The sequence below is a fragment of the Cobetia amphilecti genome (assembly GCF_032923285.1).
Lineage (GTDB): Bacteria > Pseudomonadota > Gammaproteobacteria > Pseudomonadales > Halomonadaceae > Cobetia > Cobetia amphilecti.
This window is the reverse complement of sequence record NZ_CP136695.1, coordinates 3,302,073-3,319,211: the sequence shown is the minus strand read 5'-3', so window position 1 is coordinate 3,319,211 and position 17,139 is coordinate 3,302,073. Positions and strand designations below refer to the sequence as shown.

At 64.7% G+C, this 17,139-nt stretch carries 15 protein-coding genes; 7 read left to right on the top strand and 8 right to left on the bottom strand.

All coding sequences use genetic code 11. From position 1 onward, the window contains the following. Nucleotides 1–209 precede the first annotated feature (209 nt). The 5 genes from R1T44_RS14145 to R1T44_RS14125 form a co-directional block, all read right to left on the bottom strand. On the bottom strand, nt 210–1,514 hold the full coding sequence (locus R1T44_RS14145; protein ID WP_043331336.1) for a TRAP transporter large permease: 1,305 nt from the start codon (nt 1,512–1,514) through the stop codon (nt 210–212). A gap of 1 nt (nt 1,515) precedes the next feature. Continuing rightward, nucleotides 1,516–2,073 carry a TRAP transporter small permease gene (locus R1T44_RS14140; RefSeq protein WP_043331335.1) on the bottom strand — a complete coding sequence of 186 codons (558 nt, stop codon included), beginning with the start codon at nt 2,071–2,073 and terminating at the stop codon, nt 1,516–1,518. Nucleotides 2,074–2,333: 260 nt separating this feature from the next. Further along, nucleotides 2,334–3,353, bottom strand: coding sequence for a TRAP transporter substrate-binding protein (locus R1T44_RS14135; RefSeq protein WP_284726566.1), 1,020 nt, complete (start codon nt 3,351–3,353; stop codon nt 2,334–2,336). Nucleotides 3,354–3,577: 224 nt separating this feature from the next. Next, the gene (locus R1T44_RS14130) at nt 3,578–4,489 is read right to left on the bottom strand and encodes a LysR family transcriptional regulator (RefSeq protein ID WP_153636298.1); all 912 of its coding nucleotides are present in this window, start codon (nt 4,487–4,489) and stop codon (nt 3,578–3,580) included. A 132-nt stretch (nt 4,490–4,621) separates the two neighbouring features. Continuing rightward, nucleotides 4,622–5,062: a VOC family protein gene (locus R1T44_RS14125; protein ID WP_054555510.1), complete on the bottom strand. Its 441-nt coding sequence runs from the start codon at nt 5,060–5,062 to the stop codon at nt 4,622–4,624. Nucleotides 5,063–5,344: 282 nt separating this feature from the next. On the opposite strand from R1T44_RS14125, the gene R1T44_RS14120 reads away from it, so the two are divergent. The 3 genes from R1T44_RS14120 to R1T44_RS14110 are packed head-to-tail and all read left to right on the top strand — an operon-like array spanning nt 5,345 to nt 7,817. Next, nucleotides 5,345–6,112, top strand: coding sequence for a 5-oxoprolinase subunit PxpA (locus R1T44_RS14120; protein ID WP_153636297.1), 768 nt, complete (start codon nt 5,345–5,347; stop codon nt 6,110–6,112). Further along, entirely contained in the window at nt 6,112–6,858 is a 747-nt protein-coding gene (locus R1T44_RS14115; protein ID WP_054555508.1) for a 5-oxoprolinase subunit B family protein, read from the top strand. Before R1T44_RS14120 ends, R1T44_RS14115 begins: the two co-directional genes overlap by 1 nt. Continuing rightward, nucleotides 6,855–7,817, top strand: coding sequence for a 5-oxoprolinase subunit C family protein (locus R1T44_RS14110; protein ID WP_284726565.1), 963 nt, complete (start codon nt 6,855–6,857; stop codon nt 7,815–7,817). The genes R1T44_RS14115 and R1T44_RS14110 overlap by 4 nt, the downstream gene beginning before the upstream one ends. A 454-nt stretch (nt 7,818–8,271) precedes the next feature. Here R1T44_RS14110 and R1T44_RS14105 read toward each other — a convergent pair whose 3' ends face one another. The 3 genes from R1T44_RS14105 to R1T44_RS14095 all read right to left on the bottom strand — a co-directional run bounded on the left by R1T44_RS14105 (nt 8,272) and on the right by R1T44_RS14095 (nt 11,815). After that, nucleotides 8,272–9,267: an SAM-dependent methyltransferase gene (locus R1T44_RS14105; RefSeq protein ID WP_284726564.1), complete on the bottom strand. Its 996-nt coding sequence runs from the start codon at nt 9,265–9,267 to the stop codon at nt 8,272–8,274. After that, nucleotides 9,264–10,961, bottom strand: a complete 1,698-nt coding sequence (locus tag R1T44_RS14100) for an AMP-binding protein (RefSeq protein WP_284726699.1) — start codon at nt 10,959–10,961, stop codon at nt 9,264–9,266. Before R1T44_RS14100 ends, R1T44_RS14105 begins: the two co-directional genes overlap by 4 nt. 332 nt (nt 10,962–11,293) lie before the next feature. Continuing rightward, a complete protein-coding gene (locus R1T44_RS14095; protein WP_317292249.1) occupies nt 11,294–11,815 on the bottom strand; it encodes a MerR family transcriptional regulator in 522 nt (173 codons plus the stop codon). A gap of 297 nt (nt 11,816–12,112) precedes the next feature. Here R1T44_RS14095 and R1T44_RS14090 point away from each other — a divergent pair, with 297 nt between their 5' ends. The 4 genes from R1T44_RS14090 (at nt 12,113) to R1T44_RS14075 (ending at nt 17,105) form a co-directional block, all read left to right on the top strand. Next, a complete protein-coding gene (locus R1T44_RS14090; RefSeq protein WP_317292248.1) occupies nt 12,113–13,708 on the top strand; it encodes a CoA-acylating methylmalonate-semialdehyde dehydrogenase in 1,596 nt (531 codons plus the stop codon). Between the two features lie 177 nt (nt 13,709–13,885). Continuing rightward, nucleotides 13,886–15,052, top strand: coding sequence for an acyl-CoA dehydrogenase family protein (locus tag R1T44_RS14085; protein WP_284726562.1), 1,167 nt, complete (start codon nt 13,886–13,888; stop codon nt 15,050–15,052). A 53-nt stretch (nt 15,053–15,105) separates the two neighbouring features. Next, nucleotides 15,106–15,924, top strand: coding sequence for an enoyl-CoA hydratase (locus R1T44_RS14080; RefSeq protein WP_192837571.1), 819 nt, complete (start codon nt 15,106–15,108; stop codon nt 15,922–15,924). Beyond that, nucleotides 15,921–17,105 (top strand): enoyl-CoA hydratase/isomerase family protein, encoded by a 1,185-nt coding sequence (locus R1T44_RS14075; protein ID WP_284726561.1) that lies wholly within the window; start codon nt 15,921–15,923, stop codon nt 17,103–17,105. The genes R1T44_RS14080 and R1T44_RS14075 overlap by 4 nt, the downstream gene beginning before the upstream one ends. Nucleotides 17,106–17,139 lie beyond the last annotated feature (34 nt).

The window sequence follows — 17,139 nt, the reverse complement described above, 5'->3', positions numbered from 1 at the left end:
CGATGCTTTGAGTAGCGATGCTCTGCGAGCGCCAGGCAGGCGGCATAAAAAAGACCTCCCCGAGGGGAGGTCTGCAAGCACGTCACCGTATGTCTGCCGTGACGCTCGGCGCCCTTGAGGCAAGGGTCGACCGATAGAGGTGCCGACAGCTGCGGTTCCTGAGTCTGGAAGCGCTACCAGCTGCCATCCATGGCATCGGGGTCAGATGATCAGTTGTTCATGGCCTGCGGAAGATAGAGCACGATCTCCGGGAAGACGTGCATCAGCACGATGGAGAAGATCATCAGCAGGAAGAACGGCAGTGTCGCCTTGGTGATGGTGATGATGTCCTTGCCGGTCAGGCTCTGGATCACGAACAGGTTGAAGCCGACCGGCGGGGTGATCTGCGACATCTCGACCACGATGATCAGGTAGATACCGAACCAGATCAGGTCGAAACCGGCGGCTTCGATGACCGGCATGATGATGGAGGTCACCAGCAGGATCAGCGAGATGCCGTCGAGGAAGCAGCCCAGGATCAGCAGGAACAGCGTCAGTACCACCAGCAGCATGGTCGGAGACAGACCCAGGGTAGCGATGCCTTCGGCCAGCTGCATCGGAATCTGGGTGAAGCTCATCGCCGAGGACAGGAAGGAGGCACCGGCGATGATGAAGGCGATCATGCACGAGGTGCGCAGCGCCGCGAACAGCGATTCCTTGAAGGTGGCGGCGGTCATGTGGCCGTTGAGGCGCGCGATGATCAGCGACAGTACCACGCCGACCGCGGCCGCTTCGGTGGGTGACGCCAGGCCACCGTAGATGCTGCCGAGGATGCCGCCGATCAGTGCCAGCAGCGGAATCAGCTGGGCGCTGTTGCGCAGCTTGGCCATGAAGCCCATGTGCGGCTCGTCATGACCGGCGCGGCCCTGCGGCTCACCGACGACCTTCGACCAGATCGCCAGGTAGCCCATGAACAGTGCCAGCAGCAGCATGCCCGGCAGGACACCGGCGATGAACAGACGCGAGATGGACTGCTCGGTGACCACGCCGTAGACGATCATCATGATCGACGGCGGAATCAGCAGGCCGAGGGTCGAGGCACTGGCGAGGGTACCGATGGCCAGGTTGCTGTCGTAGCCGCGACGTTCAAGCTCCGGCAGCGTCATCTTCCCGACGGTGGCACAGGTGGCGGCGGAGGAGCCGCACACGGCGGCGAACAGACCGCTGCCGATGATGTTGGAGTGCAGCAGACGGCCCGGCAGGCGATTGAGCCACGGTGCCAGGGCGCGGAACATGTTGTCGGCCAGCCCGGAGCGGAACAGGATCTCGCCCATCCATACGAACATCGGCAGGGCGGTCAGGTCCCAGCCGTAGCTGGCGCCCCAGAAATCGGAGGCCAGGATCGGGCCGGTCTCGAAGGTGGAGAAGAAGGTCAGCACGATCCAGCCGGTGCCGATCAGCGAGAAGGCGACCCACACGCCGCTGCCGAGCAGCAAGGCGAGGGCCAGCAGAGTGACGAGGATGAGTGTCAGCATGTCATTCGGCTCCGTCTTCGGGCTCGGGCGCCACGTAGCTTGAGGGCGCGGTGAAGGCGGTGCGCAGCGTGGCGATCAGGGTCTCGAGAATCGCCAGGCACAGCAGGCCGGTACCGGCGACCAGCACGCTCTGCGGAATCCACAGCGGCAGCGCCAGCAGGCCGGAGGAGATGTCGTGGTACTCGAGGCTCTCGCCGACCAGCAGTACCAGTTCATGGGTGATCAACACGCTCAGGCCGAGTGCGATCAGCAGCGCGAGGCTTTCGATCCACACACGCACGGCGGCCGGCAGGCGGTTGATGACCAGCGTCACGCGGATATGGGCGTGATGCGTGAAGGTGTAGGCGAGGCTCAGGAAGGTGGCGCCGACCAGCAGGAAGGCAGCCATTTCCGACACGCCGGAGATCTCGAAGCCGAGACGCTCGGCGCCGAACATCACCATGATGGCGTCGATCAGGCGCAGGAAGACTTGCAGGCTGACGAGGGTGCAGATCAGCAGCATGCAGGCCGCCGCACCCCACGCACCGAGGCGATAGAGTCTGTCGAAGAAATAGGTCATGACGGGCGCTCACAGGGAAGGTGAGGGTGGCCACGCGATGCTGCGCACAGGCTTGTCCGTGGGTCACCTGCCGGCGGACGGCAGGTGTCGGAGTCTCGAGTGGCATATCGCGTGGCGGGATAGCAACGCTGCAGCTGGGGTCAGTCAGGACATCTGCAGCGCTCAGGCAATGCTCAGACGTTGCTCAGGCAGTGCACGGTCGATGCGCTCGGCCGCATGTCCAGCATTCAGCGCCGGGCAGTCGGGCTTGCGAGCGAATCTCAGGCATCCAGGTCTGCGCGGTAGCGCTCGAGCAGCTGCTGGCCTTCTTCACCGGCACGCGACTTCCAGTCCTGGAACAGCTTGTCACCGGCGGCCTTCAGGTCTTCGGCCAGCTTGGCGTCAGGCTCGCTGATGGTGAAGCCATTCTCGGTCAGCACCTTGGCGCTCTCGTCGGCATCGGCCTTGCTGGCCTCCCAGCCGCGGGCCTCGGCGGCCTTGGCGGCATCGAGCACGGCTTGCTGGGTGCTCTCGTCGAGACGATCGAAGGCGCGCTTGTTGACGAAGACGATGTTCTTCGGCAGCCACAGCTTGGCGTCGTTGTAGTGCTTGACGTAATCCCAGGCCGACATGGACTTGCCGGTGGAGCTGGAGGTGATCATCGCGTCGACACGGCCGGTGCTGAAGGCGGTGGGGATGTCGGCTTCTTCGGTCTCGGTGGGCTTGCCGCCGACGTTCTCGACGAAGCGCTGGGTGTTGATGTTGGGTGCGCGGATACGCAGGCCCTTGAGCTGGGAGACGTCGGTGAGGTCGAAGTCGGTGTAGATGCCCTGGGCCGGCCAGGCGACCGCGTACAGCGGCATCAGACCTTCCTTGGCGAACAGCTCGGTGATGTCCGGCTTGGAGGCCTGCCAGAGGGCGAAGGCTTCTTCGTAGCTGGAGGCGACGCCCGGAAGGGTGTCCAGCTCGTAGACCGGCGATTCGTTGGAGAGAATCGACAGGAAGATCTCACCGGCCTGGACGGTGCCGCGACGCACGGAAGGCTTGATCTCGCCGTGGGAGATCAGGGAACCGCCGCTGTGCACGGTCACGGTCAGCTCGCCATCGGTGGCCTCGGTGACGTCCTCGGCGAACTGCTTGGTGTTCTTGGTGTGGAAGCTGGCATCGCCATACGGAGTGGCGAGGTTCCACTGTGCCGCGAGTGCCGAGCCACTGAAGGCCAGGGCACCCACTGTCGCCAGCCAGGCGAAGGACTTGACTGTCGGGGTCTTGCGAGTGAGGGAATCGTTGGGCTTACGCATGTCTTGTTCCTCATTATTATTGAATGTTGTCGGCAGACAATTTCATTCTTCAAGCGACGGGCCATCCCGTCCAATCGTTAATTCTGATGCGTAGTATCGATGAAATCTTTCACAGTGTCGTCGCATGAAAGCCTTTGACGATATTGTTAGACCTTGGTCTGACGCTGATCTGATGCGGGGCGGGGCGCGATCAACCCTGACTCAGCGCATGACAGGCGGCCTGATCAGGGATCGGAATGCGCGTGTTGCTGCGAGTAGGTCTCGGCACACTGGCGGCCGAGGCGTGCCACGCTGGCACAGAAATCGGGATAGTTGGCATTGCGCCAGATGGCTTCATAGACCATTGGCGGCAATGGGGTCTTCAGTGGCAGGCGCACCAGTTCGCCGTGGCTGATGACATCCTCCACCGTGGCGACCGGCAGTACGCCGATGCCGAGCCCTTCGCTGCTCATGCGCAGGATGGTCATCAGGGTGCTGGTGCAGTGCACCTTGGGCTGGGTGATGCCCTGTTCCGACAGATAGCTGACCAGCTCGGTATAGGGGCGCGCCTGCTTGCTGAAGGAGATGAATGGCGTGGAGGCGAAGCGCTCGCCATCCTCGGCCAGCTGCCCGGCGAGGGTCGGCGAGGCGAACATGCCCATCTCGAAGGTGCACAGCGGGGTCTGGGTGGCGTAGGGCCCCATGGCGGCGCTGTCCATCGCGAACAGCATGTCGAGATCATTGTCGGCCAGACGCTGATGCAGGGAGGGCGAGATATCGACGGTCATTTCCAGCGTCAGCTTGGGATAGCGTTCGGCCAGCTGGCGCATGAAGGCGGGGAACCAGCTGTTGGCGATGGTCTCGATCACGCCCAGACGCAGGGTGCCTGAGAAGGCGCCTTCTTCCTGAAACAGGCGCATGGCTTCGTCGCGGCCACTGAGCAGGCGCTCGGCGTGGGCGAAGAACTCTCGGCCGCGCAGGGTGGGCTGGATGGGGCGGGTGGCGCGTTCCAGCAGGGATTCGCCGACGGTGGCTTCCAGGCGGTTGATGCGGTCCGAGATGGAGGGCTGGGTCAGGTGAAGCTTGGTCGCGCCCTTGCGGAACGAGCCAAGCCGGACCACCCAGACGAAGGCCTCGAGTTCCTTGAAGTCGAACATGGCAGATGCCCCGTGATGAATCGTGAAGACCGCCCATCTTGCCGCATGCGGCGCGGGGCGTCAGCTTTCATCACGGGGCATGGCCCGCGTCAGGCCGGGCGCGAGCTCTCCCGCTTGCGCGGGTCGCTTACGTCATTTGCGAAACAGCTGGCTCTCGCGGTCCTTGAAGGCCTTGAATTCCAGTGCATTGCCGGTGGGGTCGAGGAAGAACATCGTTGCCTGTTCGCCGGGTTCGCCCTTGAAGCGGATATGGGGCTCGATCTCGAAGGTGACGCCCTCGGCGATGAGGCGGTCCGCCAGTGCCTGCCAGGCGTCCATCTCCAGCACCACGCCGAAGTGCGGCACCGGCACGCCATGGCCATCGACCGGATTGCGGTGCTGAGCGACGGCGCTTGCCGGGTCGGCCAGCGCCGGGTTCAGGTGGCAGACGAACTGGTGGCCATAGAGGTCGAAATCGACCCAGCTGTCGGACGAGCGGCCCTCGGGGCAGCCCAGAAACTCGCCATAGAAGCGGCGTGCCTCGGCGATATCGCGGACCTGGATGGCGAGGTGGAACGGGTCGCTGACGGCCATGGTGAAACTCCTGTTGTTGTTGGGGATTCGGCTGAGCAGAGAATGACTTCAGACCAGCGGTGGGCTGGGTGGCAGGCCCTGAAATCACCGCTCGGCTCGCCCAAGACAGAAGCATGACGCGCTCTGTCGGGCAAGCGATACAGGGCCGGTGCTTTCATGGCGCAAGACGATGAAAGATTTCACCGATATGACGAATCATAAAATACGATTGGATACCAAGGCGGCCCCTTACATAGAGTGGAGGCATAACAACACACAAGATCTGACCTGTGAGGTTCCGCTATGTCCCGCTCTGCTCCCTCCCTCCCCCTGCTCAACTGCGATATGGGCGAAAGCTTCGGCAACTGGAAGATCGGTCTGGATGAAGAAGTCATGCCCTTCGTCGACTGCGCCAATATCGCCTGTGGTTTCCACGCCTCCGACCCCAGCATCATGCGCCGCACCGTGCGTCTGGCGGTCAAGCATGACGTGCGCATCGGTGCGCACCCGGCCTACCCGGACCTGCAAGGCTTCGGCCGTCGCTCGATGGCGTGTTCGCCTGCCGAAGTCGAGGACATGCTGCTCTACCAGATCGGCGCGCTCGATGGCATCTGTCGCGCCGAGGGCACTCGCGTCCAGTACGTGAAGCCGCATGGTGCGCTCTACAACGACATGGCCGCCGACCCGACGCTGCTGCGCGCTGTCATGCAGGCCGTGGTGCGCTATGACGCCAGCCTGCCGCTGATGGTGATGGCGACCGCCAACCCCGCGCCGATGCAGGCGCTGGCCGACGAGATGGGCATCACGCTGTGGTTCGAGGCCTTCGCCGACCGTGCCTATGACTCACGCGGCCATCTGGTGTCGCGTCGTGAGCCGGGCGCCGTGCATCACGACAGCGAGGTGATCATCGCCCAGTCCGTGACGCTGGCGCGTGGTGAAGCGCTGACCGACAGCAGCGGCGGTGATCTGGTGCTGTCCGCCGATACGCTGTGCGTGCACGGTGACAACGCCGAGTCCGTGGCCGCGGTGCGCGCCATCCGTGAAGCCTTCGATACGTTGGCGGGTGCCTGATGGCGGGGGCTGACAGCCACGGCCGTGGCACGTCACCGCAACTGCGCCTCGAGACCGTCGGCATGGACTCGCTGATCATCCGGCTGTTCGATCGCATCGAGGAATCCAACATGGCCTGGGTGCTGGCCGCCGACAGTGCGCTGCGTGAGGCCTTCGGTGCGGCGCTGGTCGATCTGGTGCCGTCCTACACCACGCTGCTGCTGCATTACGATGTGGCCGCGCTGGAAGAAGGCGAGGCGCGTGCCCGCATCCAGGCCGCGCTGGCGGATCTCGCGCCGGGCAGTGGCCAGCAGGGCCAGCTGCATGAAGTGCCCGTCTGGTATGACGACAGTGTCGGGCCGGAGCTGGCGCCGATCGCCGCGCGGCTGGGCATCAGCGTCGAGGCGCTGATCGAGCGTCACGGGGCGCATGACTACTGCGTGTTCGCCCTCGGCTTCGCGCCCGGTTTCGCCTTCATGGGCGTGCTGGAAGAGGCGCTGACCACACCGCGGCTCAAGACGCCGCGTCAGAAGATCGCCCCCGGCAGCGTCGGCATCGCCGACCGTCAGGCCGCCATCTACCCGTCCCGTTCACCCGGCGGCTGGAACATTCTGGGCCGTACGCCCATCACGCTGTTCGGGCGCAACGAGGCCGGTGAACCGTCCAGTCGTTTCATGCCCGGTGATCGCGTGCGCTTTGTCTCCGTGAGCCGAGAGGAATTCGTTCGCCTGGGCGGCGATGTCACCCCGCTGGAGGAACGCGCATGAGCGACGTGAAGACGAAGACGACGCTGCGCGTCGAGCGCAGTGGTGCCCTGGCACTGGTGCAGGACGCTGGCCGTCTGGGTGTGCGTCACCTGGGCGTGACCCAGGGCGGCGCGGCGGACTGGGTGTCACTGGGCTGGGCCAACTGGCTGCTGGGCAACGCCCATGATGCGCCGGGACTCGAGATCACCATGGGCGGCGGCTTGCTGCTCAAGGTCGAGCAGTCCGGCACCCTGGCGCTGTGCGGCGCGGACCTGGCCGCGACCCTCGATGGCGAGGCCCTCGCGCTGGGTCAGGCCTTCGAGGTGACCAGCGGACAGCAGCTCAAGTTCGAGCGTCCCGTCGCCGGGCTGCGTGCCTATCTGGCCTTCCCCGGTGGCCTGGATGTCGCCCCGGTGCTGGGCAGTGCCGCCAGCACGGTGCGCGACGGCCTCGGCGGGCTGGATGGCGAAGGGCGGGCCCTGGCCAGCGGTGATGTGCTGACGGCTGCCAGCAATGAGCTGTCGCTGCGCGAGCTGCCGGCCTCGGCACAGGCATGGCAGCAGTCGCTGGCCGCCAGGGAAGGCGAGGCGCTGGAGTTGCCGCTGGTCGTGGGGGCGCAGATCGCCGAATTCAGTGGCGACAGCCTCTATCGCGCCTTCAACAGCGAATGGGCGGTGGATGGTCGCGCCGATCGCATGGGCGTGCGCCTGACCGGCCCGCGTCTCGAGCGTGAAGGAGCGGGCATGGTGTCCGAGGGTATTCCGCTGGGCGCCGTGCAGGTGCCGGCCGATGGCCAGCCCATCATATTGCTCAATGATCGCCAGACCATCGGCGGCTACCCGCGCCTTGGCGCGCTGACGCCACTGGCCTGCGCACAGCTCGGGCAATGTGTGCCGGGCACCCGGGTGCGACTGGCGGCCGTGACACCGGGTCAGGCGCGTCGTGATCACCTCGAGGTGCTGGCCGGTTGGCAGTCGTGATGCGCCGCAGCGGAGCTTTCAGCTCGACGCCTGCAGGCCAGAGCGTCTAGATCTGAGCGTGCTGACCTGAGCGACTGGATCGAAGCGCGCAGACAAAAAAAGGGCCTCCAAGTGGAGGCCCTTTCGGTTTTCCCGTGAGGGAATCTTTGATGCTGTTGGGAGTGATTGATCAGATCACACCCTTGATGAACAGATTCCCGGAGAAACGTTGCGCGAGCATCGGGAAACGTTGCACTGACTCGTGGGTATCGATGAAACACGAAGCAATGCGGTCATCATGTCGGGCACATTACCCTCACATGCTGACGGGTAACGAACGGCTTATCCCCCGAACGGGACTGTACTGGCAAGAATAACGGTTGAGGCAGGCGGATGCCAGTCATTTGCGAGCGCTGTTTCCTAATTTTTTCCTCGCCGCATCCCTGCGGTGAGTTCTACTGATTCATCGTGCCCTTCACTGTTTGGCAGGACGCTTGCGCAGGCGCCACAGGTGAACCTCCAGCCAGCCGGCTTCCAGGGCCAGCATCAGGTTGCGCTGCATCTGGGAAAAGGCCGGGCCGAACACCAGTTCCGGCGTCAGGCCGCGGGCGGCCAGCATGGCCGGCGAGGGCGCAGGCGCATCATCGCGGTAGGCACCGGGCTGCTCGCTGGTGCTCTCGCGCATGCGCCGCGCCTGCCAGCTCAGTACCTGATCGGTCAGCTCGACATGGGCATCGACCTCGAAGCCACTGCTGGCCATCGCCTCATGCAACTCCTCGCAGCTGGCCAGCTGGTCGCCACGCAGTGACAGCGCCCAGGGCAGTGGCAGGGCAGGGCGCTCGCCAAACGCCTGCGCCTGCACGCTGAGCACCGGCTCGTGCAGCAGGAGATAGCCATCCTGCTCGAGACAGTCATGCCACTGGGTGAGCGTGCTGACCTTGTCGCTCAGATGCACCAGCAGATGCTGGCTGAAGAGGCGATCAAAACGGCGGCCTGATAGTGCCGGATGCAGCTCGGGGTAGCAGGCGTCGCCCTCCAGTACGCGAATCGACTCGCGCAGCCCGGTGGCCCGGTTGAGGGCGATTGCCAGCTCGCAGAGGCTGCTCGAGAGATCCAGCGTGGTGATGTGGTGGTCAGCGCCGGTGTCACGCGACTGGCTGGCAATATGCCGTGCCAGCCCGCCAAGGCCGGCGCCGAGTTCGAGCATCGCCAGCCCCCGCGACTGGGGTTCCAGTCTGGCGAGGGCCAGCAGCTCGCGGGTACCCGTCACGCCCCCCAGATGCAGTTGGTCCAGCCCGGCCAGTGCCATGATCGGCAGTTCGCCGCTCGGGTGGGCATCGATCAGCGTCTCGAGCGCCTCGTCGAGGGCTGCATGATGGTGGCTCGCCGCATAGTGGGCGACCTGCTGACGAGCGCTGCTCAGGTGGCGTGTGGCGGGGGCGTCATCCTCCTCCTCACGTGAGGTGCTCACCTGGCCAGGCCCAGTTCTTGCGTCGCGGCCTCGCGCATCTTGAACTTCTGGATCTTGCCGGTCACGGTCATCGGGAATTCCTCCACGAACTTGATGTAGCGCGGCACCTTGAAGTGAGCGATACGTCCCTGGCAGAACGCCTTGAGCGCCGGTTCATCGAGCTGCTCGCCTTCCTTGAGCTTGACCCACGCCATCACTTCCTCGCCATACCGCTCATCGGGCACGCCGATCACCTGTACGTCCGACACCGCCGGGTGGGTGTAGAGGAAGTCCTCGATCTCGCGCGGATAGATGTTCTCGCCACCGCGGATGATCATGTCCTTGATACGTCCCACGATCGTCACGTAGCCGTCTTCATCCAGCGTAGCGAGGTCGCCGGTATGCATCCAGCGGCCGGCATCGATGGCCTTGGCGGTGGCCTCCGGGTTGTTCCAGTAGCCCAGCATCACGCTGTAACCCCGCGTGCACAGCTCGCCCTTCTCGCCGACTGGCACCACGCGTCCGCTGTCAGGGTCGATGATCTTGATCTCCAGATGCGGGTGCAGGGTGCCGACGGTGGAGACGCGCTTGTCCAGCGGCGCCTCACGCGTGGTCTGCAGGCTGACCGGACTGGTCTCGGTCATGCCGTAGGCGATGGTGACCTCGCGCATGTGCATGCGCTCGATGACCTGGCGCATCACCTCGATGGGGCAGATGGAGCCGGCCATGGTGCCGGTGCGCAGGCTGGTGAGGTCGAATTCGGCGAAGCGCGGGTGTTCGAGTTCGGCGATGAACATCGTCGGCACGCCGAACATCGCGGTGGCGCTCTCCTCGCTGACCGCCTGCAGGGTGGCCAGCGGATCGAAGCCCGCTTCCGGATAGACGATGGCGGCGCCGTGGGTCAGACAGCCCAGATTGCCCATCACCATGCCGAAGCAGTGATAGAGCGGCACCGGCATCACCAGCTTGTCGTGCTCGCTGAGATTCATGCGCTCGGCGACGAAGAAGCCGTTGTTGAGGATGTTGTGGTGCGAGAGGGTCGCGCCCTTGGGGGCGCCGGTGGTGCCGGAGGTGTACTGGATGTTGATCGGGTCATCGAAGGTCAGACTGGCCTGCAGCTCGCCGAGTGTCTCGACGGGGACGCTATCGGCACCGCTGAGCACATCCTGCCAGTTGAGCATGCCGGGCAGGGCATCCTCGGCCTCGAAGCAGATCAGGCGTCTGAGGTCCGGCAGCGCGGCATTGTGAATGCCATCACGGCCGCGGGCCTCCCTGGCCTCAGGGAACAGCTCCTCGAGGATCGCCACATAGTCGGACGCCTTGAAGCGAGACTGGAAGATCAGCGTCGCCGCGCCGGACTGCTTGAGGGCGTAGGCCAGTTCATGGCCACGATAGCTCGGGTTGAGATTGACCAGCACCACGCCGATCTTGGCGGTGGCGTACTGGATCAGCGTCCATTCGGCGCGATTGGGCGCCCAGATGCCGACGCGGTCGCCGCGCTCGATGCCCATCGCCAGCAGGCCGCGCGCCACGCGCTCGACCTCTGCGTGCAGTTCGGCCCAGGTGTAGCGCAGTCCCTGATGGCGACTGATCAGGGCGTCGCGCTCGGGCCAGCGCGCGCAGATGCGGTCGAGGCAATCCCCGATGGTTTCTCCCATCAGTGGGGTGTCGGAGGTAGCGCTGAGATAGCTGGCTGATTGGCTTGCGTGTGCCATTTCGCTGGCAGGCTGGCGTGTGGCGATGGCGTCCTGTGACATGGTGCTTTCCTGTGTCCTTGGTTGTTATTGGTGAGGCAAGGCTTGTCAGGGGGAGCCGCCTCAGGGAGGCGGTGACGCAGTGTTGTCGTTCTTTTCGTTTTTGTCGTCTTGTCGTGAGGTCAGCGGGCGACGCGCTGCTCTCCGGCAGTCTGCTGTCGCCCGCACTCGCGAGGCGCTGGTCAGTTTTCTACTGACGATTCTCTATAGACAGTCTAGTCGCTGTCACTTGTGTAGCCGGCAGTTATATAGCTGCTGCTGGCGCGAGTGGGTTCTGGCGTTGTGGACTCCAATCAGCTCTCGCTGTCGCCGGCCAGGCGAGCGAGGGCTTCGCGGGCACGTGTCTCGACGTCATCCAGCTCGCGCTGCATGGCGGTGAGATCGCGCAGCTGTCGCTCAAGGCCCTCACGCTTTTCGCTCAGGATGCCAAGCAGGCGGGTGAGCTGCTTCTCGCCACCGCCGTCGGCGGCGTCGTAAAGGTCGACCACTTCACGAATCTCGGCCAGCGAGAAGCCCAGTCGCTTGCCGCGCAGGGTCAGCTTGAGACGCACGCGGTCCTTGTCGCGATAGACGCGCGTCTGACCGCGTCGCTCCGGGTGCAGCAGACCTTCCTGCTCGTAGAAGCGGATGGTGCGCGTGGTCACGTCGAAATGGCGTGCCAGCTCGCCGATGCTCCAGGTGCGCTGGGTCGGGCGGATGGCGTCGCTGGTGCTGGTGGTGCTCAGCAGAGACTCCACACCGGTATCGTGTGTCGCGCCATCAGGCGTTGCCCGGGATTTGGGGTCAGGACTTGGGGTCATCATCGTATCTGTCATGGGCGCTGCCGCTCCGGATGCTGTGCGCGCCAAGGAGAGGGGAATGCTCCTTGGCGCAGTGGGTGCCAGCGGCGTCTGGCCGTGAATTTTCTACAGACTAGCATTGTTTACGTTAACGTAAAGGGTAATAGTATTTGCAGCCAACCAAGCAGATGCTAGGTTGAATCAGATCACAGTCTCGGCTTGCCGTTTTCTGCAGAACGTCTTCAGCTCTGCAATGCGGCTCAGCCTGACGACTTCGGCTCTGTTGACACACTGTCTTCCTCCCAATAACAACAGCCACAGGAATGCCACGCCATGTCTTCGACGTCTCTCACGCCCTCTACTGGCTCGCCCTCTACCGGTTCACTGGAGCTGCTGTCACGCCTGCGCGCCGTGGTCGCCGGTGACAGCGCGTCGCTGCTGCTGCCTCAGCTGATCAATGGTCACTTTGTCGAAAGTCGCGCCGATCAGCACTTGAGCGTCACCAACCCGGCCACCAACGGCGAGATCGCCCGCGTGCCCCTGTCACCGCTGAGTGAGCTGGATGAAGCGCTGGACCACGCCGAACAGGCCTTCCAGCGCTGGCGCAACACGCCGGTGCCGACCCGTGCCCGCCTGATGCTCAGCTATCAGCATCTGCTCAAGCAGCATCATGACGAGCTGGCCGAGATCATCTCCCACGAGCTGGGCAAGACCTTCGAGGACGCCAAGGGCGATGTGTGGCGCGGCATCGAGGTGGTCGAGCACGCCGCCAACATTCCCAGCCTGCTGATGGGCGAGACTGTGGAGAACGTCGCCACCGGCATCGACAGCTATTCCGTGACCCAGTCGCTGGGTGTCTGCCTTGGGATCACGCCGTTCAACTTCCCCGCCATGATACCGCTGTGGATGTTCCCGCTGTCCATCGCCTGTGGCAATGCCTTCGTGCTCAAGCCGTCCGAGCAGGTGCCGCTGACCACGCTGCGGCTGGCGGAGCTGTTCATGGAAGCGGGTGCCCCCGAAGGCATCCTGACCGTGGTGCAGGGCGGGCGCGACCAGGTCAATCATCTGCTCGCCCACGAGATTCCGCGCACCGTCAGCTTCGTCGGCTCGGTGCCGGTGGGTCAGCACATCTATCGCACCGCCACCGACAACCTCAAGCGCGCCCAGTGCTTCGCCGGCGCCAAGAATCACATGGTGATCATGCCGGACGCCCCGGCCGACCAGGTCGTCAACGCGCTGGTCGGTGCCAGTGTCGGCGCAGCGGGTCAGCGTTGCATGGCGATCTCGGTGGCGGTCTTCGTCGGTGATTCGAAGGCCTTGATCGAGCGGGTGCGCGACGCGCTGGCCGAGGTGCGCCCGGGCGCCTGGGATGACAAGGGCGCCAGCTACGGGCCGCTGATCTCGCCGCAGGCGCTGGAGCGCGTGACCGGCTGGATCCAGCAGGGCGAGCAGGAAGGTGCCGAGCTGCTGCTGGATGGTCGCGGCGTCTCGGTGGCGGGCTATCCCGATGGCAACTGGCTGGGGCCGTGTCTGTTCTCCAAGGTGACGCCGGAAATGGTGCTCTATCGCGAGGAGATCTTCGGGCCGGTGCTGTGCTGCATGGGGGCGGCGGATCTGTCTGAGGCCATCGAGCTGATCAACAACAACCCCTATGGCAACGGCACCTCCATCTTCACGCGCTCCGGCGGCGCGGCGCGGCGCTTCCAGAACGAGATCGCGGTCGGTCAGGTCGGCATCAACGTGCCGATTCCGGTACCGCTGCCGTTCTTCTCCTTCACCGGCTGGCGCGGCAGCTTCTTCGGTGATCTGCATGCCTATGGCAAGCAGGCGGTGCGCTTCTATACCGAGACCAAGACGGTGACGGCGCGCTGGTTCGACGATGCGCCGGCCGAGGGCAATCAGCCCAACTTCTCGATCCAGATGCGCTGAGGGTTCTCTTTACAAGGCCGCTGAGGGCTCTCTTCACAAGACCGTTGAGGGCTCTTTTCACAAGACCGCTGAGGGCTCTTCAGATGCGCTGATGGCTCCTCAGGTGCGCTGAGCCGCTTTGACAGGCCCGGGCGATAGACCCGGGCCGACAGAACAAGGACAACAGGAGGCAGCTGCATGAACTTTTCGCTGACCGATGACCAGCGTGCCCTCCAGGAGGGGGCGCGTGCCTTCGCGGATGCCGAGCTTGCCCCGCATGCCGCCGAGTGGGACGCCACGGCCCACTTCCCCATCGAGACACTTCGCAAGGCGGGCGAGGCCGGCTTCATGGGGCTTTACGTCCCCGAGGAGCACGGCGGCCTTGGCCTGCCACGCCTCGACAGCTCCATCATTCTCGAGCAGCTGGCGACCGGCTGCATCTCGACCACTGCCTACATCACCATCCACAACATGGTGGGCTGGATGATCGCCAGTTTCGCCACGGACAGCTGCCGCGAGCAGTGGGTGCCGGCGATGGTGGCAGGCGACAAGCTCGGTTCCTACTGCCTGACCGAGCCGGGCAGCGGCAGTGATGCCGCCAGCCTGCGCACCCGCGCCGAGCGTGAGGGCGATGACTACTATCTGAGTGGCTCCAAGATGTTCATCTCCGGTGCCGGCGCCACGGACGTGCTGGTGGTGATGGCGCGTACCGGCGAGCCGGACAGCGGCGCGGCGGGTATCTCGGCCTTCGTGGTACCGGCTGACGCCGAGGGCATCAGCTACGGCAAGAAGGAAGACAAGATGGGCTGGAACAGCCAGCCGACCCGGCTGGTGAGCTTCGATCGCGTGCGGGTTGCGGCGGTCAATCGTCTGGGCGAGGAGGGCGAGGGCTTTCGCTTCGCGATGAAGGCGCTGGATGGCGGTCGCATCAACATCGCCACCTGCTCACTGGGCGCGGCCCAGAAGGCGCTGGAGCTGTCGCGGGATTATCTCGGCGAGCGCAAGCAGTTCGGACGCGAGCTGGCCCAGTTCCAGGCCCTGCAGTTCAAGCTGGCCGACATGGCCACCGAACTGACCGCGGCGCGCACCCTGGTGCGGCTGGCGGCCTTCAAGCTCGATGAGGGTGACGCCGAGGCCAGCGCCCACTGTGCGATGGCCAAGCGCTTCGCCACCGACATGGGCTTTGAGGTCTGCAATCAGGCACTTCAGCTGCATGGCGGCTACGGTTATATCCGCGAGTACCCGTTGGAGCGGCTGGTGCGTGACACCCGTGTGCACCAGATTCTGGAAGGCACCAACGAGATCATGCGTCTGATCATCGCGCGGCGTCTTCTGACGCCGGGCATGATCGAGTCGCTGGCGTAACGCCGCCTCCACTTCAATTCGTCATTGGTTACCATCTTTCAGGGAGTTACATGATGTCATCCAGTCAAGGGCCATGCCTCGTTCTCGAGAAGGATCGTCATATCGCCCGGGTCACCATCAACAACCCGCCGGCCAACACCTGGACGGAAGCGTCCTTGATCGAGCTGGAGCAGCTGCTCGACGAGCTGGAGGGCGATGGCAGCATAAGTGCGGTGGTGATCACCGGTGAGGGCGACAAGTTCTTCTCCGCCGGCGCTGATCTCAAGACCTTCGCCGATGGTGACAAGGGCGTCGCCGCTACCATGGCGCGTCGTTTCGGGCTGGCCTTCGAGCGGCTGGCCAACTTCCCGGGCGTGACGATCGCCGCCGTCAACGGCTACGCGATGGGCGGCGGACTAGAGTGCGCGCTGGCCTGTGACATGCGCATCGTCGAGCGGCAGGCCAGGCTGGCACTGCCGGAGGCCAAGGTGGGGCTGTTGCCGTGTGCGGGCGGCACCCAGCACCTGCCGTGGCTGGTCGGCGAAGGCTGGGCCAAGCGCATGATCCTGTGTGGTGAACAGGTGGATGCCGAGACCGCCGGTCGCATCGGGCTGGCGGAAGAGGTGGTCGAGACCGGCCAGAGCTTCGAGCGCGCACTGGCGATCGCCGAGAGCGTCGCCAACCAGAGCCCGAGCGCGGTGGCACGCTGCAAGGCGTTGATCATGTCGTCACGCCATCGCGGCATGAGCGATGGCCTGCGCATGGAGCGCGAGCTGTTCGTCGAGCTGTTCGATGACCCCAACCAGAAGGAAGGCGTGAGCGCCTTCCTCGAGAAGCGCGCCCCGCAGTGGGTCTCGCGTCAGGAAGAGGTGAAGGGAGGAGGGCGCTCATGAGCCAGATAGAAGGTGTCACCGCCAAGGCCACGACCGATGTCGAGGCACCCGTGGTGTTCGAGACGCGTCGCGCCCGCGACGGCAAGCAGCTGGGAATCGTGCGCCTGAATGCGCCGCGCTCGCTGAATGCGCTGTCGCTGGCCATGATCGAGCGCATCGAGGCACAGCTGGATGCCTGGGAGCTGGACAGCAGCATCGCCATGGTGTGGCTGGAAGGCGCCGGCGAGCGTGCGCTGTGTGCCGGTGGCGATATCGTGGCGCTCTATCAGGCGATGACCACGGCGCCTGCCAGCGAAGGCGCAGACCCCCTCGAGGCGCTGGATGATTTCTTCGCCACCCGCTACTTCACCGCCGAATACCGGCTCGATCACCGCCTGCATACCTTCCCCAAGCCGCTGCTGGTGTGGGGTGGCGGCATCGTGATGGGTGGCGGCATGGGGCTGTTCGCCGGCGGCTGTGAGCGCGTGGTCACCGAGAGTTCGCGACTGGCGATGCCGGAAGTCAGCATCGGCCTGTACCCGGATGTCGGTGCCAGCTGGCTGCTCAATCGCCTGCCGCGTGGTATCGGAGAATATCTCGGCGCGACCGGTGCGCAGCTGAATGCCCGCGATGCGCTGGATCTGGGGCTTGCGACACGCCTGATTCCCGATGAGCAGCGCGAGGCGCTCAAGCAGGCGTTGTGCGAGGGAGAGTTCGGCCGTCACCCGTCGCGTCATCTGAGCCAGGTGCTGAGCGATTTCGAGCGTCGTGAACTGGCACCGCCGGGGCAGGTGCTGCCGCTCTTCGATCACCTTCAGCAGCTGGTCGCCGGGCGTGAAGTGCTGAAGGCCTGCCAACGAATCATCGATGATCCCCAGGCGCGCAGTGACTGCAATGCGTGGCTGAATGCCAACCGCGAGCGCCTGCTGGCCGGCTGCCCCAGTTCACCGCATCTGGTATTTCGCATGCTGGCACGCCATCGCCACTCCTCGCTGGCGGAGGCCTTCCGTGACGAGCTGACCCTGTCGGTGCGCTGCTGCATGGGCACCGAGCTTGCCGAAGGGGTGCGCGCCCTGCTGATCGACAAGGACAAGCAGCCGCAGTGGGCCTATGCCTCGATCGCCCAGGTCTCCGAGGAATACATCGACGGCTTCTTCGCGCCGCTGTGGGAAGAGGATGAGCATCCGCTGATGGACCTCTGAACACGCTTTTCAGTACAGGCGGCAGGCGCGGCCA

Coding starts and splice junctions, on each gene's coding strand:
- R1T44_RS14075 (WP_284726561.1), top strand. CDS start 15,921: ATGAGCCAGATAGAAGGTGTCACCGCCAAGGCCACGACCGATGTCGAG.
- R1T44_RS14115 (WP_054555508.1), top strand. CDS start 6,112: ATGGCGGGGGCTGACAGCCACGGCCGTGGCACGTCACCGCAACTGCGC.
- R1T44_RS14120 (WP_153636297.1), top strand. CDS start 5,345: ATGTCCCGCTCTGCTCCCTCCCTCCCCCTGCTCAACTGCGATATGGGC.
- R1T44_RS14090 (WP_317292248.1), top strand. CDS start 12,113: ATGTCTTCGACGTCTCTCACGCCCTCTACTGGCTCGCCCTCTACCGGT.
- R1T44_RS14095 (WP_317292249.1), bottom strand. CDS start 11,815: ATGACAGATACGATGATGACCCCAAGTCCTGACCCCAAATCCCGGGCA.
- R1T44_RS14125 (WP_054555510.1), bottom strand. CDS start 5,062: ATGGCCGTCAGCGACCCGTTCCACCTCGCCATCCAGGTCCGCGATATC.
- R1T44_RS14135 (WP_284726566.1), bottom strand. CDS start 3,353: ATGCGTAAGCCCAACGATTCCCTCACTCGCAAGACCCCGACAGTCAAG.
- R1T44_RS14130 (WP_153636298.1), bottom strand. CDS start 4,489: ATGTTCGACTTCAAGGAACTCGAGGCCTTCGTCTGGGTGGTCCGGCTT.
- R1T44_RS14085 (WP_284726562.1), top strand. CDS start 13,886: ATGAACTTTTCGCTGACCGATGACCAGCGTGCCCTCCAGGAGGGGGCG.
- R1T44_RS14080 (WP_192837571.1), top strand. CDS start 15,106: ATGTCATCCAGTCAAGGGCCATGCCTCGTTCTCGAGAAGGATCGTCAT.
- R1T44_RS14110 (WP_284726565.1), top strand. CDS start 6,855: ATGAGCGACGTGAAGACGAAGACGACGCTGCGCGTCGAGCGCAGTGGT.
- R1T44_RS14140 (WP_043331335.1), bottom strand. CDS start 2,073: ATGACCTATTTCTTCGACAGACTCTATCGCCTCGGTGCGTGGGGTGCG.
- R1T44_RS14100 (WP_284726699.1), bottom strand. CDS start 10,961: ATGGCACACGCAAGCCAATCAGCCAGCTATCTCAGCGCTACCTCCGAC.
- R1T44_RS14145 (WP_043331336.1), bottom strand. CDS start 1,514: ATGCTGACACTCATCCTCGTCACTCTGCTGGCCCTCGCCTTGCTGCTC.